The organism is Streptomyces sp. NPDC048644, from assembly GCF_043199105.1.
Lineage (GTDB): Bacteria > Actinomycetota > Actinomycetes > Streptomycetales > Streptomycetaceae > Streptomyces.
The window spans coordinates 132674-156707 of the sequence record NZ_JBICVO010000005.1; the positions used below are offsets into that span (position 1 = coordinate 132674).

The window sequence follows — 24034 nt, forward strand, 5'->3', positions numbered from 1 at the left end:
TCGGCGGTGCTCGGAAATCGCTTCCGGTGCTGGTCAGCGGAGGGCTACTCGTTCGCGGCGCGCGGCCGGTCGAGGTCGTCGGGGTATCCGGCATCGCCGTCGGCGGCCGGCGACGGGTTCGCGTACTGGTCGAAGAGCGGGGTACGGCTGCGGTTCCGGCGGCCGGGTCCTGCCGGGCGGCGGGCGGCGGCGCCGGGGCGGTCCTGCTGCGGAGCGTCGGGGTGGTCACCGGCGGAGCTGGAGCGGGCGGAGCTCCAGGCATCGTCGGCGTCCAGGTCGACGTGGCTGGTGGCACGCGGGGCGACCGGGGCGGTGACGTAGGTGGGCAGCGGGACCGGGACCGGCTCCCAACTGCCGGAGCCCGGACGCGGGCGTTCGCGTTCGCGCTGCTGGTCGACCCACTCGGCGTGGTCGGTCTCCTCGACGAGGGCACGGCGGCCCGCGGCCTGGTCGGGCTCGGGGCGCGGCTCCGGAGCGGGCTCGGCGGGAGCGTCAGCGCGGGGTCCTGCCGGGCGGTCGTCGGCGGGCGGCTCGTCGGCCGCCTCCTGAGGGTGGGGCCTGCCCTCCCGCAGTCGCTGGGCTGCCGCCTCCGCCTTGCGCTGGTCCATGGTGAAGGTGAAGCGGCGGCGCTCCTGGGTGCGCAGGTAAATGATGTACGCGCTCAGGAGGAGTGCGGGCAGGGCGGGCGCCCAGAGGAAGGCGATGCCGCCGACGGCCGCCACGACGGCGCCGACGGTGAAGGCCAGGAAGAGGATCGTGATGGTGCGCCGGCGCCTGGCCAGGACCTTGGCGCGCTTGGTGCGTTCGGCGACGGAAGGACGCGGCGGGGCGGCGGGCCGCACGCGGGTATCGGTCGCGGGGTCGTCGAAGGCCCGGACGCCGGCCTCTTCGGGCGCGTGATCCGGGTCCTGCTCGTCGGCGGCATCGTCGGCGGGACACTCTTCCTGCCCCTTGTCGTAACGGCGCTGCATGGCCGCGCGTCCCGACAGGAGCCGGATGGCAGTGCTGAAGCGCTCGGTGGGACGCGCCTCGTTCAGTTCGTCCTGCCTACGGAGCCACATCGGCACCAAATAGGCAGCCCAGGCCCCGACGATGACTGCGTAGATGAGGCCGCTGCTTCTCACAACTCACACGGTAGAGGGGTTTGCGCGGGGCCATCCGCCAATTGAGCCGGTGTGTCGCACGATCTGGCTGATATCTCGAACTTTTTTTGTGATTGTTGAGATCAGCACTCTTCGAATGTGGCCGAAACGGCGATAAATTCGAACACCTATTTTATTTGTGGGGTGTGCTGGGTTTCTGCTGACGCCAGCGGTGCAGCATCCCCTCGGGCACCTCTTCCGCGGTCAGGGCGAATACCGCGTGGTCGCGCCAGCCTCCGTCGATGTGGAGATAGCGCGGGCGCAGGCCCTCCTCGCGAAAGCCGAGCTTTTCCACGACGCGGCGGCTCGGGGTGTTCTCCGGCCGAATGCACACCTCGATGCGGTGCAGTCCCACGGAACGGAAGCAGTGGTCGACGGCGAGGGCGACGGCGGTCGGAATGACACCGCGGCCGGCGACTTCCCGGTCCACCCAGTAACCGATGTGGCCCGAACACATGGAGCCCCAGGTGATGCCGGCGACGGTCAGCTGGCCGACGAGCCGGCCCTGGTATGCGACGACGAACGGCAGCATCCGGCCGGCGTACGCCTCGGACCGCAGATGGCGGACCATCTGGCGGTAGGTGGGGCGGTGCGGGACGGGAATTCCCGGCGGGGGCGGCGGGACGGTGGCTTCCCAGGGGCGCAGCCAGTCGCGGTTGCGGCGGTTGACCTCGCGCCAGTCACGCTGGTCGCGCAGCTTTATCGGCCGGAGGGTGACCTCTCCATCGGTCAGGACGACCGGCCAGGGCGCGTTCAGTGCGGGCTCCGCGGGGGTCTGGGGTGGTCGCCGCCGCGGATCTGGTCGACGGCGTGCGGGAGGAGGTCGGCGAGTACGGCGAGGCCGTCGCGTACGCCGCCGGTCGAGCCCGGGAGGTTGACGATCAGGGTGCGGCCCGCGATGCCGGCCAGGCCGCGGGAGAGGGCCGCGGTGGGGACCTTCGCACGGCCCGCGGCGCGGATCGCCTCGGGGATGCCGGGGATGTCGTGGTCCAGGACGCGGCGGGTGGCGTCGGGGGTGCGGTCGGTGGGCGAGATGCCGGTGCCGCCGGTGGTGAGGACGACGTCGTAGCCGGCGGCGACGGCCGCGCGCAGGGCGGCTTCGACGGGGTCGCCGTCCGGGACGACCTGCGGCCCGTCGACCGTGAAGCCCATGGCGGCCAGGCCGTCGGCGAGCAGCGGGCCGCCCTTGTCGGCGTAGACGCCGGCGGCGGCGCGGTTGGACGCGGTGACGACCAGGGCGCGCGGGGCGGGGCTCATGCCCGGCTCCAGTCGCCGGACTTGCCGCCGGTCTTCGTCTCGACGCGGATGTCGGAGATGACCGCGGCCTTGTCGACGGCCTTGACCATGTCGACGACGGTGAGCGCGGCGACGGAGACGGCGGTGAGGGCCTCCATCTCGACGCCGGTGCGGTCGGTGGTCTTGACCGTGGCGGCGATCTCGACGGCGTCGTCGGTGACCGAGAGGTCGACCGTCACACCGGAGACGGCGAGGGGGTGGCACAGCGGGATCAGGTCGGGGGTGCGTTTGGCGCCCATGATGCCGGCGATCCTGGCGGTGGCCAGCGCATCGCCCTTGGGCACACCCTCGCCGCGCAGCAACTCGACGACCTGCGGCGATACCAGGACGCGACCGCGGGCCGCGGCGGTTCGGGCGGTGACGTCCTTGGCGGAGACGTCGACCATACGGGCCGCGCCCGCCGCGTCGAGATGGGTGAGGTGTTGCTGGCCGCTGCTCATCGTTCTCCCGGTCCTGACTGCCGCCTGTGCGACGACACGGTACCCCTGGCGGGCGGCGGTCAGGGCCGGAGAGCGGCCCTACCCGAGCAGGACGACGTCGACGGTGCTGCCCGCGGCCACCTCCGTGGTGTCCTCGGGCACGACGATCAGCGCGTTGGCGTGGGCGAGTGCCTTGATGAGGTGGGAGCCGGGGCCGCCGACGGGGGTGACCGTGCCGGCGTCGGGGTCGTAGGCGCCGCGCAGGAACTGGCGGCGTCCCTCGGGGGACGAGGTGATGGCGTCGGTGCACTGTGCCGGGATGGTGGGGCGGTGCACGTCGGGCAGGCCCATCAGGGCGCGGATGGCGGGGCGGACGAACAGTTCGAAGGAGACGTAGGAGCTGACGGGGTTGCCGGGCAGGGCCAGCAGCGGGATGCGGTCGGGGCCGATGAGGCCGAAGCCCTGGGGTTTTCCCGGCTGCATGGCGAGCTTGCGGAACTCGACCGTGCCCTCTTCTGCGGAGAGGTCGGTGAGCGTCTCCTTGACCACGTCGTACGCGCCGACGCTGACGCCGCCGCTGGTGACAAGGATGTCGGCCCGGATGAGCTGGTCCTCCAGGGCGGCGCGGAGGGTGTCGGCGTCGTCGGCGACCGCGCCGACGCGGTAGGCGATGGCTCCGGCGTCCCGGGCCGCCGCGGTGAGCTGGAAGCTGTTGGAGTCGTGGATCTGGCCGGGGCCCAACGGCTCGCCCGGCTGGACCAGTTCGCTGCCGGTCGACATGACGACGACGCGGGGGCGGGGGCGGACCCGTACCGTGCCGCGGCCGATGGCGGCGAGCAGGCCGATCTGGGACGGGCCGAGGACGGTGCCGGCGCGCAGTGCGGGTTCGCCCGCGCTGACGTCGCTGCCCTGGGCGCGGATGTGGGCGCCGGCGGCGGCCGGGCGGTGCACGCGGACCTCGCCCGTCGCGCCATCGGGTGCCGCGCTGTGCGCCCGCATGCCGTCGGCGGGGCCCCGGCCGCTGCCGCCGTCGGTCCATTCGACGGGGACGACGGCCTCGGCGCCGGGCGGGAGGGGCGCGCCGGTCATGATACGGGCCGCCTCCCCCGGGCCGACCGCGGGGAGGTCGCCGCTGCCCGCCGCGACGTCGCCGATGACGGTGAGCGCGGCGGGGAACTCCTCGGTGGCGCCCGCCACATCGGCGACACGGACCGCGTAGCCGTCCATGGAGCTGTTGTCGAAGGGCGGCAGGGCCACCGGGACGGTGACGTCCTCCACCAGGACGCAGCCCTGGGCGTCGAGGAGTTGCAGCTCGATCGGCTCCAAGGGGTGGATCTTGGAGAGGACGTCGTCGAGGTGGTCGGCCACCGACCAGACGCGGTGCTGGTGGCTGGTCCGGTCGGTGGTACCGCTCAAAGCCCTACAACTCCTCGGTGACGTAACTCCGCAGCCAGGTCCGGAACTCCGGGCCCAGGTCCTCACGTTCGCATGCCAGTCTGACAATGGCACGGAGGTAATCGCCACGGTCGCCGGTGTCATAGCGGCGGCCCTTGAAGACGACGCCGTGCACGGGCCCGCCCAGGGACGGCTCGGCGGCCAGTGCCTGGAGCGCGTCGGTCAGCTGGATCTCGCCGCCGCGGCCGGGGTCGGTCTTGCGCAGCACGTCGAAGACGGCCGGGTCCAGGACGTAGCGGCCGATGATGGCGAGGTTGGAGGGTGCTTCGGACGGGGCGGGCTTCTCGACCAGGTCGGAGACCACGACCACGTCGTCGTCGGCGGTGGGTGCGGTGGCGGCGCAGCCGTAGAGGTGGATCTGCGCCGGGTCGACCTCCATGAGGGCGATGACGGAGCCGCCGTGCTGTTCCTGCACCTCGACCATGCGCTGGAGCAGCGGGTCGCGCGGGTCGATGAGGTCGTCGCCGAGGAGCACCGCGAAGGGCTGGTCGCCGACGTGCGGGGCGGCGCACAGGACGGCGTGGCCCAGGCCCTTGGGGTCGCCCTGCCGGACGTAGTGCATGGTGGCGAGGTCGCTGGATTCCTGGACCTTGGCGAGGCGGGATTCGTCGCCCTTGCGGTGCAGGGCCTCTTCCAGCTCGTAGTTGCGGTCGAAGTGGTCTTCCAGCGGGCGCTTGTTGCGGCCGGTGACCATGAGGACGTCGGAGAGCCCGGCGGCGGCGGCCTCTTCCACCACGTACTGGATGGCGGGCTTGTCGACGACCGGCAGCATCTCCTTGGGGGTGGCCTTGGTGGCAGGGAGAAAGCGGGTGCCGAGGCCGGCTGCCGGGATGACAGCCTTGCTGATCCGAGTATGCGATGGAGTCATGCGCAGAACGATAACCGGCCCATTGGTAAAGACCGTCAGCGTCCGGTGAATACTGCCTGAGAGCGGGAGCAAGGCCACACGGTGAGCAGAGACCACGATAGGAAACACAGGTTGCGGCGGCGTCTCCTGGAGGTGAGGGGCGCGTTGCCCGCCGATGTCGCGGCGGTGGCCGCCGCCGGTCTCGCGGACCGTGCGCTGGGGCTGCCTGAGCTGGCGGACGCGGGCACGGTCGCCGCGTATGTGTCGGTGGGGCGTGAGCCGTCCACCCGCGCGCTGATCGACCGGTTGCGGGACGCGGGGAAGCGGGTGCTGCTGCCGGTCCTGCTGCCCGACAACGATCTGGACTGGGCCGCGTACGAGGGGGCCGACCGCCTGGTGAAGGCCGGGCGGGGGCTGCTGGAGCCGGCCGGTCCGCGGCTCGGGCCCGCGGCGGTGACCGAGGCGGACGTGGTGCTGCTGCCTGGTCTGGCGGTGGACCGGCGCGGGATGCGTCTGGGGCGCGGGGGCGGCTCGTACGACCGGGTGCTGGAGCGGCTGGAGCGGGCCGCGGTGCATCCGGTGCGGGTGGTGCTGCTGTACAGCAGTGAGGTGCTGGAGGAGGTCCCGGCGGAGCCGCACGACCGGCCGGTGGATGCGGCGGTGACGCCGTCGGAGGTGCACCGGTTCGTGGGGTAGCGGGCCGGTTCCGTACACGATCCGGCGCGGTGTGCGGCGGTCCGGCGGTGGTTCGACGGCGGTCCGGGGCCGGCCGTCGATACGCCGCGTAACGATCCGCCGGTGAACCCGCGGCGAAAATGGCCGAAATCCGATGGCCGGAAAACGAACCGGCCTCCCGCCGCCACGGGGGCGGAGGGAGGCCGGGCGGGGCCGCTACGGGGTCAGGGCGCCAGCGTCAGGGTGTCCTTCGTACCCTTCTTGACGGCGTCCTCGCCGAAGGCCCAGGGGAGCAGTTCGCCCTTGGCCCACTTGTCGGTCTGGTCGTAGTAGTGGGCGTCGTAGGCGTGGCCGGATGCGCCGGTGAGGTTGATCCAGCGGGACTTGTCGAGGTCGGCGAGGTTGACGACCATCCGCATGGAAGGCACCCAGGTGACGCCGTAGCCGCCGGCCGCGTTCCAGCCGGTGGCGTTGACCGCGGCCTCGCCGCCGCCGACGTTCCAGGGGCCGCGGTTGAACAGGCCCTGGAGGATGCCGGGTCCGTCGGTGCCGAGGGTCTGGTTGTTCAGGAACATCTGGTGGAGGCGGCCCCAGCTCCAGTTGTCGATGTTCTTGCCGAGCTTGGCGGTCAGCTCGTAGCGGGCGTCCTTCATGGCGTGCGCGAGGAGTTGGTCGCGGTTCTTGTCGCCGGGGTGGCCCGGACGGTCCTCGGTCTTCCACCAGTCATTGGTGGGGTCGTCGATGATCTTGCGGACCACCTCGTACCAGCGGTCGCCGCCGTCGGGCTGGGCCATGTCGGGGGCGCGCTCGCCGCATTCGCGCACGAACTTGTCGAGGTCGTCGGCGGGGCCGGTCTCGTTCGCCGGGCGGACGTTGAGGCACTGGCCCTCGACGCGCAGCTCCTTGGGCATCTTGTTGCCGAAGGCGAGCTTGAGGAGGTTGCGCCAGACGCCGTTGAAGTACGCGGCTGCGGCGGAGTCGGGCTCCTGGGTGAAGTCCCAGCCGTCCAGCAGCTGCTGGGCGTCGCGGACGTACTTGTCCTTGATGTCGATCTTCGTCAGGTAGGGCGTCAGCAGCCGGGCGATCTCGCTGCTGTTGTCCTGCTGGAAGCTCTGCATGTCATCCGTCGAGACCTTGCCGCCGTCCTTGATCTTCGACTGGATGAGGTCGTTGATCCGCTGGCTGCGGGCGCCGTAGCCCCAGTCCTTGGTGAGGAGGTAGGGGTACTTGTCCTCGTCGATGACGGCCTGGTTGGCGGTGACGATGTAGCCGCGGTCGGGGTTGTACTCCCAGGGCAGGGCCTGCTGCGGGATGACGCCGGTCCAGCGGTACTTCTTGTCCCAGCCGGGCGCCGGGAGGGTGCCGTCGCCCGCGCCGCGCACCGGGATCCGGCCGGGCGCCTGGTAGCCGATGTTGCCCTTGGTGTCGGCGTAGATGAGGTTCTGGGACGGGACCTCGAAGTGGGCCGCGGCCTTGCGGAAGCTCGTCCAGTCCTTGGCGCGGTTCAGCTCGAAGACGGCGTCCATGGACTTGCCGGGATCGAGGGCGGTCCAGCGCAGCGAGATGGCGTAGCCGTCGCCGCGGTCAGGTGCGGCGTTGCCGACGGGCGCCGACTTGCCGACGGTGGCCAGCTCGTCGTCCCGGTCGGAGACTATCGGCCCGTTGTTGGTGGAGCGGACGGTGATCTGGCGGCTCGGCCCGTCGGCAACCTTGATGGTCTCCTTGCGGGTGAGGAACGGCTGCTGCTTGCCGTCGAAGAGGTAGCCGTCGGCGTTGATCTTCTCCAGGTAGAGGTCGGAGACGTCGGCGCCGAGGTTGGTCATGCCCCAGGAGATGTCCTGGTTGTGGCCGATGACGACGCCGGGCATCCCGGAGAAGGTGTAGCCGGAGACGTCGTAGCCGCACTTGGGTCCTACGGTGCGGCAGTGCAGGCCCATTTGGTACCAGAGCGAGGGCATCTGGGGGGCGAGGTGCGGGTCGTTGGCGAGCAGCGGCTTGCCGGTGGTGGTGTGGTCACCGGAGACGACCCACGAGTTGGAGCCGATGCCGTTGCCGTTGGGGCCGAGCAGGGCCGGGATCTCGTCGAGGCTCTTGGAGAGCGAGGAGAGCTGGGACTGGAGGCCCTGGGTGGCGCCGGTGCCGGCGCCGTTCTGGGTGGCGGGGGCGGTGCCCTTGGGGTCGAACTCCTTGGTGACCGGGTTGACCGCGCCGCCCTGGACGATCGGCTTGTTCCGCTTGTACGGGTATGCCGGGTACAGCTCGGCGATCTGCTTCTCGCTGAGGCGGCTGGTCATCAGGGAGCGGTCGATCTCTTCCTGCATGTTGCCGCGCAGGTCCCAGGCCATGGCCTTGAGCCAGGCCACCGAGTCGACGGGGGTCCACTTCTCCGGCGTGTAGTCGTTCTGGAAGTCCAGTGCCGCGTACTCCAGGGACAGCGCCGAGCCCTTGTGATCCTTGAGGTAGGAGTTGACACCGGCCGAGTACGCCTGGAGGTACTTCTTCGTGCTCGGCGACAGCTTGGTGTCGTATTCCTTCTGCGCGACCTCGTGCCACCCGAGGGTGCGCAGGAACGAGTCGGTCTTGACCTGGTCCTTGCCGAACATCTCCGAGAGCCGGCCGGACGTCATGTGCCGCCGGACGTCCATCTCCCAGAAGCGGTCCTGGGCCTGGACGTATCCCTGGGCGCGGAAGAGGTCCTCGTCGGTGTCGGCATAGATCTGCGGAATGCCGTTGGCGTCCCGCTTGACGTCGACCGGGTCGGACAGGCCCGCGAGTTTGAGCGAACCGGTGGTCTGCGGGAGCGAGGCGCGCACGGTGCTCACGCCCCAGAACGCGCCGAAGGCAATGCCCGCCACGAGCAGCAGCACGACCGTGATCGCTACGAGACGGCCGCGCCGTCCCTTCTTCTTTTTGGGGGCCGGACCGGACTTGTTGGCGGGCATCTCTGTCCTTCGAGGGGCAGGGTGGGAGTGCTGGAGCAACCATAGGCGCACGGCTCCGGCGACCCCTACGCGGAGTCACCACCGGCGCATCCGACATTCAAGCAATGGTAAATTGTTAGTCTCAGTAACTAGATACGGTAAGGAAAAGCCTCACTCCGGCTCCGGCACGCGCGCGGAAGGACCAGCTCCTGTCTGTCGACCACCTCAACCAACTCCTGCTGATCTGCTCGCTGGTACTGCTCGTCGCGGTCGCCGCGGTACGGCTCTCCTCGCGCAGTGGGCTCCCCAGCCTGCTCATCTATCTGGGGATAGGCGTCGCCATAGGGCAGGACGGCCTCGGCGGCGTGGTCTTCGACAACGCCGAACTGACCCAACTGCTCGGCTACGCCGCCCTGGTCGTGATCCTGGCCGAGGGCGGCCTCGGCACGAAGTGGAAAGAGATCAGACCGGCGCTGCCCCGGGCGGCGCTGCTCTCGACGTTCGGCGTCGCGGTGAGCGTGGGGGTCACCGCGGCCGGAGCGCACTACCTCGCCGGCCTTGAATGGCGTCAGGCGCTGCTGATCGGCGCCGTGGTGTCCTCCACGGACGCCGCGGCGGTGTTCTCCGTGCTGCGCTCGGTGCCGCTGCCGGCCCGTCTGACCGGTGTGCTGGAAGCCGAATCCGGCTTCAACGACGCCCCGGTGGTCATCCTCGTCGTGGCGTTCTCCACGGCGGGCCCGGTGGAGCACTGGTACGTCCTGCTCGGCGAGATCGCCCTGGAGCTGGCGATCGGCGCCGCCATCGGCCTGGCGGTCGGCTGGCTCGGCTCGTACGGCATGAAGCACGTGGCGCTGCCCGCGTCCGGCCTGTATCCGATCGCCGTCATGGCCATCGCGGTCGCGGCGTACGCGGCCGGCGCCCTGGCGCACGGCTCCGGCTTCCTCGCCGTCTATCTGGCCGCGATGATCCTGGGCAACGCCAAGCTGCCGCACTCGGCGGCGACCCGTGGCTTCGCCGAAGGGGTCGGCTGGATAGGCCAGATCGGCATGTTCGTGCTGCTCGGCCTGCTGGTGACGCCGCACCACCTCCTCGACGACATCGTGCCGGCGCTGGTGATCGGCCTGATCCTGACGATCGTGGCCCGGCCGACATCGGTGTTCCTGAGCCTGCTGCCGTTCCGGGTGCCCTGGCGGGAGAAGACGCTGCTGTCCTGGGCCGGGCTGCGCGGCGCGGTGCCGATCGTCCTGGCCACCATCCCGATGGTGGGCGATGTCCCGGGCAGCGAACGCGTCTTCAACATCGTCTTCGTCCTCGTCGTCGTCTACACCCTCATCCAGGGCCCGACGCTGCCCTGGCTGGCGAGGCGGCTGCGGCTCGGCGACGACGAAGAGGCCGCCGACCTCGGGATCGAATCGGCGCCCCTGGAGCGGCTGCGCGGCCATCTGCTGTCCACCTCGATCGGCCCTTCGTCCCGGATGCACGGGGTCGAGGTCGGCGAGCTGCGGATGCCGGCCGGTGCCGCCGTCACCCTGGTCGTACGGGACGGCACGAGCTTCGTGCCCGCGCCGTCGACGGTGCTGCGGCACGGCGACGAACTGCTGGTGGTGGCCACGGACCCGGTGCGCGACGCGGCGGAGAAGCGGCTGCAGGCGGTGTCGCAGGGCGGCAAGCTGGCCGGCTGGCTCGGCACCGGCGGCGCGGAGCCTGCGGGCGGTCCGCGCCCGGCCGCCCGCAGGTCCAGGGCGGGTGCCGCCCGCCCCGCCGCCCCGCGCGAGCACGGCGCCGGGAAACGACTGCACCACTGACCGCGCCCCGGGGTGGCCGCTCTCGCACGCCGCCCCGGGATGTGCGGTAAATCTCCACCGGTCCGAAGGAAAACCGCGTGCAGCCCTGGGCCGTCCCAGGGCTGCACCGCGTTCCGGCCTGTAGGATTCAACCGGCACATTTACGAACCCACTCTGCCTGAAGCAGAGCTGGCGCGACCGCTCGGCGGCCGCGGTCCCCCTGCCCTGTGCAGCCACCCTCCCGGTGCGGACCACGCGGTATCACTCGGTCCCGCGCGAGAGGACAGCTCTCGGCGCGTTACCCGTGACGATCTCGCGGCTGCGCGCTACCAGGCAGCGGAAAGGCCCGGCCGTGGCATCCGCGGTCCAGGACTCCCGTCCCGGTTACGGACAACTGCTGCGCACCCCCGGTGCGTGGACCTTCCTCCTGCCCGGCTTTCTGGCCAGGCAGCCCTTCGCGATGCTGACCATCGGCATCGTGCTGCTCGTCGAGCACACCACCGGCTCCTACGGCACCGCGGGCGCGGTGTCCGCCACGACCGGTGTCGCCATGGCCCTGTTCGCCCCGCAGAGCGGCAAGCTCGCCGACAGGTTCGGCCAGCGCGCGGTGCTGCTGCCCGGCGTCCTGGTGCACGCGGCCGGCGTCAGCGCCCTGATCGCCCTCGCCCTCGCACACGCGCCCCTGTGGGCGCTGCTCGCCGTGGCCGTCCCCACAGGCGCGTCGACCCCGCAGGTCGGCCCGATGGTGCGGGCGCGCTGGGCGTCGCGGCTGGGCGGCAGTCCGCTGATGCCGACGGCCGCCGCCTTCGAGTCGGTCACCGACGAGTTCACCTTCGTCGTCGGCCCGGTGCTGGCCACCGCCCTGTGCACCGGAGTGCACCCGGCGGCCGGGCTGATCGCCGAGGCCGCCCTGACGCTGGCCGGCGGGCTGCTCTTCGCCTCCCAGCGGCGCAGCCAGCCGCCGGTGCACCGGGCGCACGCCGACGGGGCACCGCCCGTCTCCGCGCTGTCGGTCCCCGGTGTGCGCGTCCTGATCGTGGCGTTCCTCGGCATCGGCTGCGTCTTCGGCGGCATGCAGGTCACGCTGACCGCCTTCACCCAGGACATCGGCCGCCCCGGTATCAACGGCGTCCTCTACGGCATCTTCGCGGCCGGCAACATGCTCGCGGGCGTCGCCTGCGGCGCCATCGCCTGGAAGGTCGGCCCGCGCCGCCGGCTGCTGGTCGCCTACGGGCTGCTGGCGCTGGCCACCACGCCGCTGTGGGCCGTCACCGCGGTGCCGCTGCTGGGCGCCGTCGGCCTGGTCGTCGGGCTGTGCATCGCCCCGGCGCTGATCACCGGCTACACGCTCGTCGAGTCGCTGGTGCCCGCGGGCGCCCGCACCGAGGCGTTCACCTGGCTGACCGGCTCGGTCGCGCTGGGCCAGGCCGCCGCGGCCACCGCCGCCGGCCAGCTGGCCGACCGCTACGCCCCGAGCACCGGCTTCCTGGTGCCGCTGGCCGGCACCGTGCTGGCGCTGACCGTGCTGCTGGCGCTGCGCGCGCATCTGCTGCCGCGTTCCACCGGCCGGATCGTGACTCCCGCCACGGGGGACGCGAGCGCGGACGACGACCTGCGGGCGGCGGCCTGCGACGGGCCGTCCGAGGGCGGTGCGGAGCGTGGGGTCGGTCACCGTACAACCGTCACAGTGGACTGACGGGCCGGAATACTGCACTATGGATCGTCGTTAGCACTCATCGAGTGAGAGTGCCAGGAGGAAGTCAAGTGCCGACCTACCAGTACCAGTGCACCGAGTGCGGCGAGGGCCACGAGGCGGTGCAGAAGTTCACCGACGACGCGCTCACCGAGTGCCCCAGCTGCAACGGACGCCTCAAGAAGGTGTTCTCCGCGGTCGGCATCGTCTTCAAGGGATCCGGGTTCTACCGCAACGACAGCCGCGGCTCGTCGTCCAGCAGCAGCCCCGCGAAGTCCGGCTCCACGACGGCCGCTTCGGACACGTCGTCGTCCTCTTCGGGCTCCGACGCGAAGTCGTCGTCCTCGACGTCCGACGCCAAGCCGGCGTCCTCCTCGACGTCGTCCAGCAGCACATCGGGCTCCAAGAGCAGCAGCTCGGCAGCCTGACCCCACACCTCACGGACCCCGCCGTCGCAGCCGACGGCGGGGTCCGGCGCGTTCGCGCGGCCGACCGCCCCGATAGTGTGCACGGCATGGCTGACGCGGAGATTGGCGTCATCGGCGGATCGGGCTTCTACTCGTTCCTCGACGACGTGACCGAGATCACGGTGGACACTCCCTACGGGCGCCCCAGCGACTCGCTGTTCCTAGGGGAAGTGGCGGGACGCCAGGTCGCGTTCCTGCCGCGGCACGGCCGCGGACACCACCTGCCGCCGCACCGCATCAACTACCGCGCCAACCTGTGGGCACTGCGGTCGGTCGGCGTGCGCCAGGTGTTCGGCCCGTGCGCCGTGGGCGGGCTGCGCCCCGCATACGGGCCCGGCACGCTGCTCATCCCCGACCAGCTGGTCGACCGCACCAAGGCCCGTGTCCAGACCTACTTCGACGGCGAACCGCTGCCCGACGGCAGCGTCCCTAACGTCGTCCACCCGACCTTCGCCGACCCGTACTGCCCCGCGGGGCGCGCCGCCGGGCTCGCGGCGGCCCGCGGCCGGGACTGGGACGCGGTCGACGGCGGCACCCTCGTCGTCATCGAGGGCCCGCGCTTCTCGACCCGCGCGGAGTCGAAGTGGCACGCCGCCCAGGGCTGGTCCGTGGTCGGCATGACGGGCCACCCCGAGGCCGTGCTCGCCCGCGAACTGGGGCTCTGCTACACGTCGTTGACGCTGGTCACGGACCTGGACGCGGGTACCGAGACCGGCGATGGCGTCTCCCACCACGACGTCCTGGAGGTCTTCGGCCAGAACGTCGGGCGGCTGCGCGAGGTCCTCTTCGACGCGGTCGCCGCCCTGCCGGACTCCGGCGACCGCGACTGCCTGTGCACCCGCGCCCTCGACGGCTGGGACCTGGGCATCGAGCTGCCGTAGGGCGCGCCGTCCGGGGGCGTCCGGGGGCGGTTCCCCCTCACGGGTGGCGGAGTTGTCCACACCCCGCGGGGCCGTCCACAGGCCCGCACGGCGGCGGGGAAATGCGGGCACGGTGGTGATCGCCGGGTCCATTTCCCTCGCCGCAGGCGGTGATCACCGTGTCCTTCCCCGCGCCCCGCACGTCGCATCCGCTCCCCTTACCCCCGCCTCCCTCCGCGGGCGTGCCCGCCGCCACCCTTCCCGCCCCCGCTCCGTGTGACGTCCCGCACTTCGCCCCGCTGCGGATCGGTGGCGTGCGGCACCGGTGGCGGCGGTCCTCGCGGCGGCGTCTGCTGGCCGCCGGGCTGGCGATGGCCGCCGCAGCGTGGGCCTGCGGCGCGTTCCAGGACACCGGACGGGCCGCGCCGGCGGCCGGCTGCCGGGCCACGACGGCGCCCGGGGAGCGGTAACCCATGACGCAAGATCGAGTTGTGTCCGCTTCGTCCGCACGCGTAACTTTTGGGGTCGGCGGGATTGTTGCCGCGTCGTTCCGAGGGTGCTCGCCCTCCGTCGCCGGCATCGCCCCATCGATCCGCACTGACGCTCTGGTCGATCGCTGGTTCGTGTTGCGCGACTGGACACCTCTCCCCCGCCTTGACGTAAGTTGCGGTGCTGATTGTTGGTGCACCGCCCGTACCGAACGTGGAAAGAGGCTGACTGGTGAGCGACGAGAACAAGGGCGTCCTCCAGGGATTCAAGGAATTCCTGATGCGCGGAAACGTCATCGAACTCGCGGTCGCGGTGGTCGTCGGTGCGGCGTTCACGAACATCGTGAACTCGGTGGTCAAGGGCGTCATCAACCCGATCATCGGTGCCCTTGGTTCGCAGAACCTCGACAACTACAAGGCGTGCCTCACCACCTGCACCGTCGACAAGAAGTCGGGCGAGTTCACCGACGGGATCTACATCCTGTGGGGCTCGGTGCTCAGTGCCGCGCTGACCTTCCTCATCACCGCAGCGGTGGTCTACTTCCTCATGATCCTTCCGATGAACAAGTGGAAGCAGCGCCAGGAAGCCAAGAAGCCGGTGGACGACGCCCCGGCGGACCCGACCGAGGTCGAGCTGCTGGCGGAGATCCGCGACGCCCTGATCGCGCAGCGCAACGGCTCCTCGTCCGCGAACGGCACGGTCATCACGCAGAAGCAGTCGCAGTAGCAGGACCGCCGCAGCGTCCTGCGCCGCCCCGCCGCCTCACTCAGAGGTGGCGGGGCGGTTGTGCGTCTCAGAGGTGGTGGGGCGGCTTCTCGTCGAGGAAGCGGGCGAGGTCGGCGGCGCCGCCGGAGGCCGCGGGGCCCTCGCCCCAACCCCGGTCGGTGTCGTCCGACGACTGCTGGTTCAGCGGGTCGTCGAAGATCAGAGCCGCCTTGCGGCGCGCGGCGGGAGCGGGCGCGGCGGCCGTGGTCCGGGGCTCGCTGCGGACGGCGTCCTGGCTCGCCGGGGTGGTCTCATCGGGGGCCTGTGGCGCGCCGGTCTCCGGGGCGCCTGACGCGGGCGCTGCGGCTTCGGGGGCGCCGGTGGGTGTGGCCCCGGGGCTCTCGGGAGCGGGGCCGGCCGGGTCGGGTGCGGGGGTGTTGCTCACCTCTTCAGGGTACGGCCGCGGGGGTGGCCGCCGTCCGGCGGCGGCCCGGCCGGGCGGAACGGGCCGCCGGGCCTGCCGTCGCGGGTGTCCGTTACGGGAGTCCGGGCCCCGCGCAGCGGACGTCGGTGGCGGGCACGGTTCCTTCGACGAGGTAGCCGGCGACCGTGCCGTCCACGCAGGCGTTGCCGCGGCTGGCGAAGACGCCGTGCGAGTAGTCGTTGTCGAGGGTGATCAGGCGCGAGCCCGGGAGGGTGCGGCGCAGCGCGCGGGCGCCGGCGGCCGGGGTGACCGGGTCGTGGGCGGAGGAGACGAGGAGGACGGGCGGTGCCTGAGGGCTGCCGAGTGGGGTGCGGCGGGCGGGCCTGTGGTGCCAGTAGGCGCAGGTGGTGGCTTCGAGGCCGGTGAGGAGCGGCAGCGGGTCGGTGCGGCGCAGCGCGCGGATGTCGGCGAGCACGGTGCGCGGGTCGGGCCCGGGTCCGTCGGCGCATTTCACGGTGCGGTTGGCGGCTTCGTAGGTGCGGGACGCGAGTGCGGTGAAGTCGTCGGCCGGCCGGAGTCCGTCGGCGGTGCCTTCCTGGAAGTAGCGGCGCAGGCCGTCGCCGAGCGGGGCCCAGCGTTCGGTGCGGCCCAGCGCACGGTAGACGGCGCGGTCGAAGGCGGCAGACCCGAAGCCGTGGTCGGGGTGGGCGGCCAGGGCTTCGCGGACGCGGGTGTAGGAGGCACGTACGGCGCGCGGGGTGGCGCCGAGCCGGTAGCGGGCGGGGTCGCGGGCGAGCCGGGCGAAGAGGGTGTCGCGCTGCCCGATCAGGGCGTGGGCCTGGCGGACGTCGAAGTCGTGCCAGTCCCAGGGGCCGACGACGCTGTCGAGGACCATGCGGTCGATGCGGTGGGGGTGGGCAGCGGCGTAGGCGGCGCCGAGGTAACTGCCGTAGCTGACGCCGAGGTAGCTGAGGACGGGTTCGCCGAGGGCGGCGCGCAGGTCGTCCATGTCGTCGGCGGTCTCCGCGGTGGAGAGGTGCGGCAGCGCGGCCCCGGCGCCGTGGGCGCAGTCGTCGGCGAGCGCCTTGAGGCTTTGCAGGTGGGCGCGTTCGGCGCGGCGGTCGCGGGGCACCGGGTCGGCGCCGGGGGTGTCGAAGAGGCCGCCCATGGGGCCGCAGTCGGCGGGGGCGCTCGCGCCGGTGCCGCGGGGGTCGAAACCGATGATGTCGTAGGCGCGGCGCACCTGTTCGGGCAGTTTGGCGCGCTTGGTGACGGCGTAGGGGAGGCCGGAGCCGCCGGGTCCTCCGGGGTTGACGAGGAGGATGCCGCGGCGTTCGGCGGGGGTGCCGGTGGCGCGGACCCGGGAGACGGCGATGCGGAGGTGCGGGCCGTCGGGGCGGGTGCGGTCGAGGGGGACGACGAGTGCGCCGCAGTCGACCCGGGCGGGCGGCTCCGGCTCGGGCACGGCGTCGGGGCAGGCACCGAAGGCGAGGGGAGCGGGGCGGGGGTTGGCGGGCCGGGAGTTGGAGGTGTGGGAGTTGGCGGGGCGGGCTCCGGGCGCGCTGCCCCCGGCGGCCGTCAAGCCCACCGCCACACCGGTCCCCCGAGCCGTCGGCCCCATCGGTGCGCTCGGCTCGCCTGCCGCCACGCCCGCCCCCGTAACGGCCAGGAAGCAGCCAACTCCGGCTCCAACGGCGGTGGTTCGGCGGCGGACGGGGTGCGGGGCCGGCAGCGGGCGGGGGTGGCTGGGTACGGGCACCGGGGGCTCCAGGTGGGCAAGGTCGAACATGACAATGAAAATGATTATCGATACCGTGGGGATTCGGTCAACACGGGTCCGCGGCCCCGGGGGCTTCCCTCGGCCTGCCCGGATCCCTCGGCACGGCGGCGATGGGGAGTCATGGGGCATCTGTTGATGGTCGAGAGCTGGGTCGGCGCGATGAGCAGGCTGCTGCCACGCGCGATCGCCGAGGCCGGGCACACGTTCACGTTCCTCACCCGCGATCTGCACCACTACCTGCGGTCGGCGCCCGAAGGGGTCGCCCATCCGCTGCTCGGCGCCCGCAACCTCGTCACCGCCGACACCAACGACCTCTCCGCGCTGCTCCCGCAGGCCGAACGGCTGCACGGAGCGCTGCACTTCGACGGGGTGATCAGCTCCTGCGACTACTACCTGCCGACGGTGGCGGCCATCGCCGGACACCTGGGACTGCCAGGACCCGCGCCGCAGGCCGTCACCGCCGCCTGCCGCAAGGACGCGACCCGGCGCACCCTGCGGGCCGCCGGCGTGCCGGGGCCCCGCTTCGCGGTCTGCGACGGGTTCGCCGCCGCGGCGGTCGCGGCCCGCGAGATCGGCTATCCGCTGGTGTTCAAGCCGGTGGACCTGTGCGCGGGGATGTTCGTGCGGCGGATCGACGACGAGCAGGAGCTGGCCGCCGCGCACCGCGCGCTGGACGCCTTCCCTGTCAACGCACGCGGTCAACAGCGGTCGCCCACCGTCCTGTTGGAGGAGTTGCTGGAAGGGCCCGAGGTCAGCGTCGAGACCGTGTCGTACGGCGGGCGGGCCCACGTCATCGGGGTCACCGACAAGAGCGTGGGCGGTGCGCCCGGCTTCATCGAGACCGGCCACATGTTCCCCGCGGGGCTCGCCGCCGAGGAGACGGAGGCGGCGGCGCACACCGCGGTCGACGCGCTGGAGGCGCTCGGTCTCGACCAGGTCGTGGCACACACCGAGATCAAGCTCACGGCGTCCGGCCCCCGGGTCGTCGAGGTCAATCCGCGGCCCGCCGGCAACCGCATCACCGAACTCGTCCGGCACGTCACCGGCATCGATCTGGCCGCCGCCTGCGTGGACCTGGCCCTGGGCCGGGAGCCGGAGCTGGAGTCGCGTGAGACCGGCGTACCGAGCGCGGCGATCGGCTTCCTGCTGCCGGCGGCCGATGGCGTGCTCACCGGGTACGACCTGGCGGGGGACGGCGCCCACCCGCAAAGAGAGAGCGAAGTGCCGGATGTGACGGCTGAGTTGGAGAAGGCGCCCGGCGTCCTGGAGGTGCGGCTGGCCGAGCCGGGCACGCGGGTGCGGGCCGCCGCCGACAACAACGGCTACCTGGGCCACCTCATGGCCTCCGGTGCCGCCCCCGGTTCCGGCCCCGGCGACGCCCGTACGCGCGTCGCGTCGCTGCTCGCCCCGGTCAGGCCGCGCGTGGTGGCGGCCCGATGAGCACCCCGTCCGCGACCACCACGGCCACCTCGCCCACGACCGCCACGGGCCGTGCCCCGCTCACCGGCTGGTCCGATCCCGACGTGCTCCAACAGGCCGTACTCGACGGCGAGTTCGGGCCGGATCCGCGGCTGCTGCGGATCTCCACGGCCTTCGCGACCACCCAGGCCGTACGGCACGACGGGCGGGCAGGCGGCTACCGCAACGAGGTGCTCAGCCTGCGTCTCGGCGCGGCCGTCGGGTCGTGCGCGGCCGAGCCCGGCGCGCTGCCGGACGCGGCCGTGGCGGACGCCGTCGGCACGGACGTGGCGACGCTGCTCGGCCACCGGCTGCCGGTGGTGCGGGTCGCCGCGCTCGACGCGTACCTGATGCACTGCGCGCCGCACGCCCCTGAGTACGGGGCGCGGCCGGTGCCGCTGCCCGCGGGGTCCTCGCTGGAGAAGTCACGGGCCAGGGCGCGGGCCGTCGTGGAACTGCTGGCGCCCGCCGTGCCCGCCGGGGCGCGGGTGCTGGTCGTCGGCGTCGTCAACTCGCTGCTCGAAGCGCTGCGTTCGTGCGGCCTGCGGTATGTGCCGTGCGACTTGAAGGGGGGCGTGACGGAGTGGGGCGAGCCGGTGGTGACCGACGCCCTGGCCGCCGCAGCGGAGTGCGATGCGGTCCTCGCGTCGGGGATGACCCTCGGCAACGGGAGTTTCGGCCCGCTGCGTGCGCTCGCCGCCGGCCGCGGGCTGCCGCTGGTGCTGTTCGCGCAGACCGGCAGCGCGGTACTGCCCCGCTTCCTGGGCGCGGGGGTGCACGCCGTGTGCGCCGAGCCGTACCCGTTCTTCTGGCTCGACGGCGGCCCGGGAACCGTCCACCGCTACGGAGGAATCCGATGAACGCCCTCACGTCAGCCCCGCCGTGTACCGGCACCGCCGACGGCGGCCCGGCGGTCGGCGGCGGCCCCGGCGCCGGTGCGCACCTGCTGCGTCTCGTCGGCCGTACGCCGCTGGCCCGGATCGGCGGGGAACTGCCCGCCCCGCACCCCGGGTTCTGGGCGAAGCTGGAGGGGCACGGCGTGGGCGGCATGAAGGCACGCGCGGCGGTGTCGATGCTGCTGGGCGCGCGGAAGCGGGGCGAACTGCGGCCGGGCGCACCGGTGGTGGAGTCCACGTCCGGCACCCTCGGCGTCGGCCTGGCCTTCGCGGGCCAGGCGCTCGGCCATCCCGTCGTCCTGGTGGGCGACACCGAGCTGGAGCCGTCCATGCGCCGGCTGCTGCGCGCGTACGGCGCCCGCCTCGATCTGGCGGACCGGCCGGCCGCGCAGGGCGGCTGGCAGGCCGCGCGGCTGGCCCGGCTGCGCGCGGTGCTGGCGGAGCTGCCCGGGGCGTACTGGCCCGATCAGTACAACAACCCCGACAACAGGGCGGGTTACGCGTCGCTGGCCGCCGAGATCACCGCCGAGCTGCCGCATCTGGACATCCTGGTGTGCAGCGTCGGCACCGGCGGGCACAGCGCCGGGATCGCGGAACCGCTGCGCAGGCACTGGCCGCGGCTGCGGCTGATCGGCGTGGACGCCACCGGCTCGACGATCTTCGGGCAGCCCGCGCGGCCCCGGCTGATGCGCGGGCTCGGCAGCAGCATCCAGCCGCGGAACGTGGCCTATGGCGCGTTCGACGAGGTGCACTGGGTGGGCCCGGCCGAATCCGCCGACACCTGCCGGCGGCTGGCCCGTACCAGCTTCGTCAGCGGCGGCTGGAGCACCGGGGCCGCCGCGCTGGTGGCGGCCTGGGCGGCGCGGGTACACCCGGGCGCGGTGGTCGCCACGGTCTTCCCCGACGGGCCGCACCGCTACCTGTCGTCGGTCTACGACGACGACTTCACCACCGCGCACGGCGTGGACTGCGCGAGCGCCCGCACCCGCCCCGTCGAGATCCCGCACCCGCGCGCCGCCGAGGCCACCGGGTGGATGCGCTGCACGACGGTGATCGACCCGTGCGCACCCGCAGGCCAGGCCGCCCCGCCCCGCTCCGGCGCGTCCGTACCGCCGTCATCGCCCTCGCAGGAGGCCCCCGCGTGAAGACCACCGTGCGCACCACGCGTCTCGAACTCGCCGAGCCGCTGCGGATCTCCCGCGCCACGATGGCGGCCAGGGACGCGGTCTGGCTGACCGTGGAGCGGGGCGGCCTGCGCGGCCACGGCGAGGCGGTGGCCAGCGCCTATTACGGCCTGGACGCGCGGACGCTGGTGCGGCTGCTGCGCGAGGCGGCCACCGCGATCGCACGGTGCGGCGACCCGGAAACCGCGCTCGGCGCCGTACGGGCCGGTGAGCTGCCGGGGCCCGGCACCCCGCCCGCGGTGCTCTCGGCCGTCGAGTCGGCGCTGCTCGACCTGGCGGGCAAGCGGGCCGGCACCGCCGTGCACCAGTTGCTGGGGGCACCGGCCCCGCCCGCGGCGGCGACCGCCCGCACCATCGGCATCACGTCCCCCGCGCGGGCCGCGGTGCTGGCCGCCAGGCTCGCCGACAGCGGCTTCACCCTCATCAAGGTCAAGGCGGGCGCCACCGACCCCGATGAGGACCTGGCGCGGATCCGCGCGGTGCGGGAACACGCCCCGGACGCCGTCGTGCTGGTCGACCCGAACGGTGCGTGGAGCGTCCGGCAGGCCGACGCGCTGCTGCCGCGCTGCGCGGAGCTGGGGGTGGCGGCCGTGGAGCAGCCGCTCGCGCCGGGCGACCCGGAGGGGCTTGCGGCGCTCGCGGCCCGTTCGCCGCTGCCGGTGATCGCCGACGAGGACGCGGTGTCCTACGAGGACGCGCGGCGGCTGGCCGGGCGGGTGCAGGGCATCAACGTCAAACTCGCCAAGTGCGGCGGGGTGTTCGCGGCCCTGCGGATCGCCGAACTGCTCGCCGGCAGCGGCACCGACCTGATGCTGGGCTGCCTGACGGCCAGCACGCTGGGTATCGCGCCGGCCGTCCATCTGGTGCACCGGGCCCGCTGGGTCGACCTGGACGGGCACCTGCTGCTGGCCCGCGACCCGTGGACCGGCATCGGCGGTACGGACGGCACGGTCCGGGTCAGCGACCGGCTCGGCCTGGGCGTCCGCCCCCGTACGCCGGGGGCAGGGGCCGCCGCGCTCTCCCGGGCCACGTCCGCCGCTTCCTCGTCCGCTTCCGCCACTGCCCCGTCCGCTCCCGCCGCCACCTCGCCCGCTCCCGCCGTCGCCCCGTCCGTATCCGTCGCAGGCCGCGCCGCAGCGGCCCGCCCCAGTGAAAGGCCGCGCCGTGCAGACCTGGCGTGAGATGCGGAAATTCCCGCTCGCCAGCCGCCTCCTGCTGGTCAACCAGCTCGGCGTGAACACCGGCTTCTACCTCCTCATCCCCTACCTGGCCACGCATCTGGGCGACGACCTGGGCATGTCGGCCGCGGTCGTCGGCATCGTCCTGGGGGTGCGCAACCTCAGCCAGCAGGGCCTGTTCCTGATCGGCGGTTCGGCCGCCGACCGGCTCGGCGCCCGCCGGGTGATCATCGCCGGGTGTGCCCTGCGGACGCTCGGCTTCGCCCTGTTCGCGCTGGGCGACGGGCTGCCCGTGCTGCTGGCCGCGTCCATACTCAGCGGGCTCGCCGGAGCCCTCTTCAATCCGGCCGTACGCGCCTACCTGGCGCAGGAGGCGGGCGACCGCAAGGCGGAGGCGTTCGCGCTGTTCAACGTCTTCGCGATGACCGGGGCACTGGTGGGGCCGCTGCTGGGCAGCGCGCTGCTGCTCGTCGGGTTCCGGGCCTCCGCGGTCACCGCCGCCGTGATCTTCGGGCTGCTGACCGTCGCCCAGGCCCTGGTCCTGCCGGCCCGCGAGGTGCCGCCCGCGCGGTCCAGCGTGCTCGGCGACTGGCGCGAAGTGGTCGGCAACCGCGCCTTCCTGGCCTTCGCGCTGGCCATGGTCGGCATGTTCACCATGGAGAACCAGCTGTACCTGCTGCTGCCCGACGGGGCGCGGCACGCCACCGGCTGGGCGGGCGCGGCCGGACTCGTCTTCCTCACCGGGACGCTCGCCAACCTCACTCTCCAACTGCGGGTCACCCGGGCGCTCAAGGCCCGCGGCACCCGGGGCCGCTGGATCGCCGTGGGGCTGGCCCTGATGGGCCTCGCCTTCGTGCCGCCGATGGCGGTGGCGGGCGCCGGGCACCCGGACGGCACGGCCGCCTCGCTGCTCGGGCTGCTGCCGGTGCTGGCCGGCACGCTGCTGCTCTACCTCGGCGTGATGATCGCCCAGCCGTTCGTGATGGAGCTGATACCCGACTTCGGCCGCCCCGAGCTGACCGGCACGTACTTCGGGGTGTTCTACGTCGTGTCCGGCGTCGCCGCCGCGGCCGGCAACGCGCTCGTCGGCTGGGCGATGGACGCCGGCACCACCCACCGCACGCCCTGGCTGCCCTGGGTCTGCTGCCTCGCGTTCGGCCTGCTCTCGGCGGCCGTCGTCGCCCGGCTGCGGACCCTGCCCGAACGGGCCCCCGCACCGGCTCCCGTGACGGTCGCGGCCTGATGACGACCTCACGAGGAGCGGACCGCATGCCGCCCACCGAACCCCCATCGACCGCCTCCAGTAAGGCAGTTGACGGGAATCTACTGACCGACCACCCGGAGCTGTACGAGGCCAGGTTCCCCGACCCCGACGGGATCGCCGCCCGCTGGGCCGAAGACACCCTGCGGCGGTACCGCGCCGGTACGCGCGTCCTCGACCTGGGCTGCGGCACCGGCCGGGACGCGGCCCGCCTTCAGGCCGCAGGGCGCCGGGTGGTGGGCGCCGACCTGTCCGACGCGATGCTCGACCACGCCCGCAGCCGGCACCCCGGGCCCGCCTACACCCGCGCCGACCTGCGCCGCTTCGCCCTCGGGACGCGCGCGTTCGACGCCGTCGTCTGCCTGGACAGCGCGCTGCTGTACTGCCACACCAACGACGAGTTGGACGGCCTGCTGGACTCCTGCCGGCACGCCCTGGAACCGGGCGGCCTGCTGATCGCCGAACTCCGCAACGGCGCCTACTTCCTGGGCCGCACGGACCTGCTGAACACCCCGCGGGCGGACGGCTTCACCTGGCACGGCACGTCCTACCGCTCGCACACCACCCTCTCGGTGGACCGCACCGCGCAACTGCTGCGCCGCCACCGGGTGTGGACCACGGACGACGGCGCCCCGCCGGTCACCCAGCGCTCCGCCTGGCGCCTGCTGTTCCCCCTGGAGCTGCGGCGGTTCCTGGCCGCGCACGGTTTCACGGTGCTGGCGCTGTACGACGGCCCCGGACCGCGGACCGAGCCGCGCTGGCAGGAGGGCGACGTCCCCGGGGAGCGTACCGACGCCGACCGGCTGCACCTCGTCGCACGCCTGACGTCCGCACCGTGACGTCCGCACCGCGGCCTCCGCACCGGGACATCCGCACCGGGACATCCGCACCGCGGCCTCCGGCCATGAACCCCGGCCATGAACCCCGGCACCCTGACCACGAGGCCGTGACTGCGGCACTCTGACTGCGGCCCCGGCTGCCGCAGCCGAGGTGCCGCAGCGCCTGCCCTCCGGGCGCCCCGTCCCGCCCGTTCGCCTCTTCTTCGCTCTTCTCCCTCCCCGCAAGGAGTACGCCATGCGCGCCGACGACCGTCCCGTCCC

The 24034-nt window shown here is 73.0% G+C and carries 22 protein-coding genes; 13 read left to right on the top strand and 9 right to left on the bottom strand.

Annotated features, from left to right (window positions below):
* Nucleotides 1–44: 44 nt before the first annotated feature.
* The 6 genes from ACGFNI_RS12990 to galU form a co-directional block, all read right to left on the bottom strand.
* Nucleotides 45–1124, bottom strand: a complete 1080-nt coding sequence (locus ACGFNI_RS12990; RefSeq protein ID WP_393683253.1) for a hypothetical protein — start codon at nt 1122–1124, stop codon at nt 45–47.
* Nucleotides 1125–1275: 151 nt separating this feature from the next.
* Entirely contained in the window at nt 1276–1899 is a 624-nt protein-coding gene (locus ACGFNI_RS12995) for a GNAT family N-acetyltransferase (protein ID WP_393683857.1), read from the bottom strand.
* A complete protein-coding gene (locus tag ACGFNI_RS13000; RefSeq protein WP_393683254.1) occupies nt 1896–2399 on the bottom strand; it encodes a molybdenum cofactor biosynthesis protein B in 504 nt (167 codons plus the stop codon). Before ACGFNI_RS13000 ends, ACGFNI_RS12995 begins: the two co-directional genes overlap by 4 nt.
* Nucleotides 2396–2878 carry a cyclic pyranopterin monophosphate synthase MoaC gene (moaC, locus tag ACGFNI_RS13005; protein WP_393683256.1) on the bottom strand — a complete coding sequence of 161 codons (483 nt, stop codon included), beginning with the start codon at nt 2876–2878 and terminating at the stop codon, nt 2396–2398. The genes ACGFNI_RS13000 and moaC overlap by 4 nt, the downstream gene beginning before the upstream one ends.
* A gap of 78 nt (nt 2879–2956) precedes the next feature.
* Nucleotides 2957–4273, bottom strand: a complete 1317-nt coding sequence (glp, locus tag ACGFNI_RS13010) for a gephyrin-like molybdotransferase Glp (RefSeq protein ID WP_393683258.1) — start codon at nt 4271–4273, stop codon at nt 2957–2959.
* A 4-nt stretch (nt 4274–4277) separates the two neighbouring features.
* Nucleotides 4278–5180, bottom strand: a complete 903-nt coding sequence (gene galU / locus ACGFNI_RS13015) for a UTP--glucose-1-phosphate uridylyltransferase GalU (protein ID WP_393683260.1) — start codon at nt 5178–5180, stop codon at nt 4278–4280.
* Nucleotides 5181–5261: 81 nt separating this feature from the next.
* Here galU and ACGFNI_RS13020 point away from each other — a divergent pair, with 81 nt between their 5' ends.
* Nucleotides 5262–5855: a 5-formyltetrahydrofolate cyclo-ligase gene (locus ACGFNI_RS13020; RefSeq protein ID WP_393683262.1), complete on the top strand. Its 594-nt coding sequence runs from the start codon at nt 5262–5264 to the stop codon at nt 5853–5855.
* Between the two features lie 203 nt (nt 5856–6058).
* On the opposite strand, the gene ACGFNI_RS13025 is transcribed toward ACGFNI_RS13020, so the two are convergent.
* The gene (locus ACGFNI_RS13025; protein ID WP_393683264.1) at nt 6059–8776 is read right to left on the bottom strand and encodes a penicillin acylase family protein; all 2718 of its coding nucleotides are present in this window, start codon (nt 8774–8776) and stop codon (nt 6059–6061) included.
* Between the two features lie 188 nt (nt 8777–8964).
* Here ACGFNI_RS13025 and ACGFNI_RS13030 point away from each other — a divergent pair, with 188 nt between their 5' ends.
* From ACGFNI_RS13030 to mscL, 6 genes are all read left to right on the top strand, one after another.
* Entirely contained in the window at nt 8965–10560 is a 1596-nt protein-coding gene (locus ACGFNI_RS13030) for a potassium/proton antiporter (RefSeq protein ID WP_393683859.1), read from the top strand.
* 331 nt (nt 10561–10891) lie between these two features.
* Entirely contained in the window at nt 10892–12235 is a 1344-nt protein-coding gene (locus ACGFNI_RS13035; RefSeq protein ID WP_393683265.1) for an MFS transporter, read from the top strand.
* Nucleotides 12236–12303: 68 nt separating this feature from the next.
* The gene (locus tag ACGFNI_RS13040; protein WP_393683267.1) at nt 12304–12660 is read left to right on the top strand and encodes an FmdB family zinc ribbon protein; all 357 of its coding nucleotides are present in this window, start codon (nt 12304–12306) and stop codon (nt 12658–12660) included.
* A gap of 86 nt (nt 12661–12746) precedes the next feature.
* Nucleotides 12747–13580 (top strand): S-methyl-5'-thioadenosine phosphorylase, encoded by an 834-nt coding sequence (locus ACGFNI_RS13045; RefSeq protein WP_393683269.1) that lies wholly within the window; start codon nt 12747–12749, stop codon nt 13578–13580.
* A gap of 221 nt (nt 13581–13801) precedes the next feature.
* Nucleotides 13802–14029 (top strand): hypothetical protein, encoded by a 228-nt coding sequence (locus tag ACGFNI_RS13050; protein ID WP_393683270.1) that lies wholly within the window; start codon nt 13802–13804, stop codon nt 14027–14029.
* Between the two features lie 250 nt (nt 14030–14279).
* Complete coding sequence (gene mscL / locus ACGFNI_RS13055) at nt 14280–14774, top strand: large conductance mechanosensitive channel protein MscL (RefSeq protein WP_393683272.1); 495 nt, start codon at nt 14280–14282, stop codon at nt 14772–14774.
* A 67-nt stretch (nt 14775–14841) separates the two neighbouring features.
* On the opposite strand, the gene ACGFNI_RS13060 is transcribed toward mscL, so the two are convergent.
* Both ACGFNI_RS13060 and ACGFNI_RS13065 read right to left on the bottom strand, forming a co-directional pair.
* Entirely contained in the window at nt 14842–15198 is a 357-nt protein-coding gene (locus tag ACGFNI_RS13060) for a hypothetical protein (RefSeq protein WP_393683274.1), read from the bottom strand.
* Between the two features lie 91 nt (nt 15199–15289).
* Nucleotides 15290–16759, bottom strand: a complete 1470-nt coding sequence (locus ACGFNI_RS13065) for an alpha/beta hydrolase (RefSeq protein WP_393683275.1) — start codon at nt 16757–16759, stop codon at nt 15290–15292.
* Between the two features lie 318 nt (nt 16760–17077).
* Here ACGFNI_RS13065 and ACGFNI_RS13070 point away from each other — a divergent pair, with 318 nt between their 5' ends.
* From ACGFNI_RS13070 to ACGFNI_RS13095, 6 genes are read left to right on the top strand one after another with little or no spacing between them, the layout of a single operon-like run.
* Nucleotides 17078–18397, top strand: a complete 1320-nt coding sequence (locus ACGFNI_RS13070; RefSeq protein ID WP_393683277.1) for an ATP-grasp domain-containing protein — start codon at nt 17078–17080, stop codon at nt 18395–18397.
* The gene (locus tag ACGFNI_RS13075) at nt 18394–19275 is read left to right on the top strand and encodes a hypothetical protein (protein WP_393683279.1); all 882 of its coding nucleotides are present in this window, start codon (nt 18394–18396) and stop codon (nt 19273–19275) included. Before ACGFNI_RS13070 ends, ACGFNI_RS13075 begins: the two co-directional genes overlap by 4 nt.
* Nucleotides 19272–20456, top strand: coding sequence for a PLP-dependent cysteine synthase family protein (locus ACGFNI_RS13080; RefSeq protein ID WP_393683281.1), 1185 nt, complete (start codon nt 19272–19274; stop codon nt 20454–20456). Before ACGFNI_RS13075 ends, ACGFNI_RS13080 begins: the two co-directional genes overlap by 4 nt.
* Complete coding sequence (locus ACGFNI_RS13085; RefSeq protein WP_393683282.1) at nt 20453–21676, top strand: mandelate racemase/muconate lactonizing enzyme family protein; 1224 nt, start codon at nt 20453–20455, stop codon at nt 21674–21676. Before ACGFNI_RS13080 ends, ACGFNI_RS13085 begins: the two co-directional genes overlap by 4 nt.
* Complete coding sequence (locus ACGFNI_RS13090; RefSeq protein ID WP_393683284.1) at nt 21660–22916, top strand: MFS transporter; 1257 nt, start codon at nt 21660–21662, stop codon at nt 22914–22916. Before ACGFNI_RS13085 ends, ACGFNI_RS13090 begins: the two co-directional genes overlap by 17 nt.
* Before the next feature lie 26 nt (nt 22917–22942).
* Nucleotides 22943–23773 carry a class I SAM-dependent DNA methyltransferase gene (locus ACGFNI_RS13095; protein WP_393683286.1) on the top strand — a complete coding sequence of 277 codons (831 nt, stop codon included), beginning with the start codon at nt 22943–22945 and terminating at the stop codon, nt 23771–23773.
* The last annotated feature ends 261 nt before the right edge of the window (nt 23774–24034 follow it).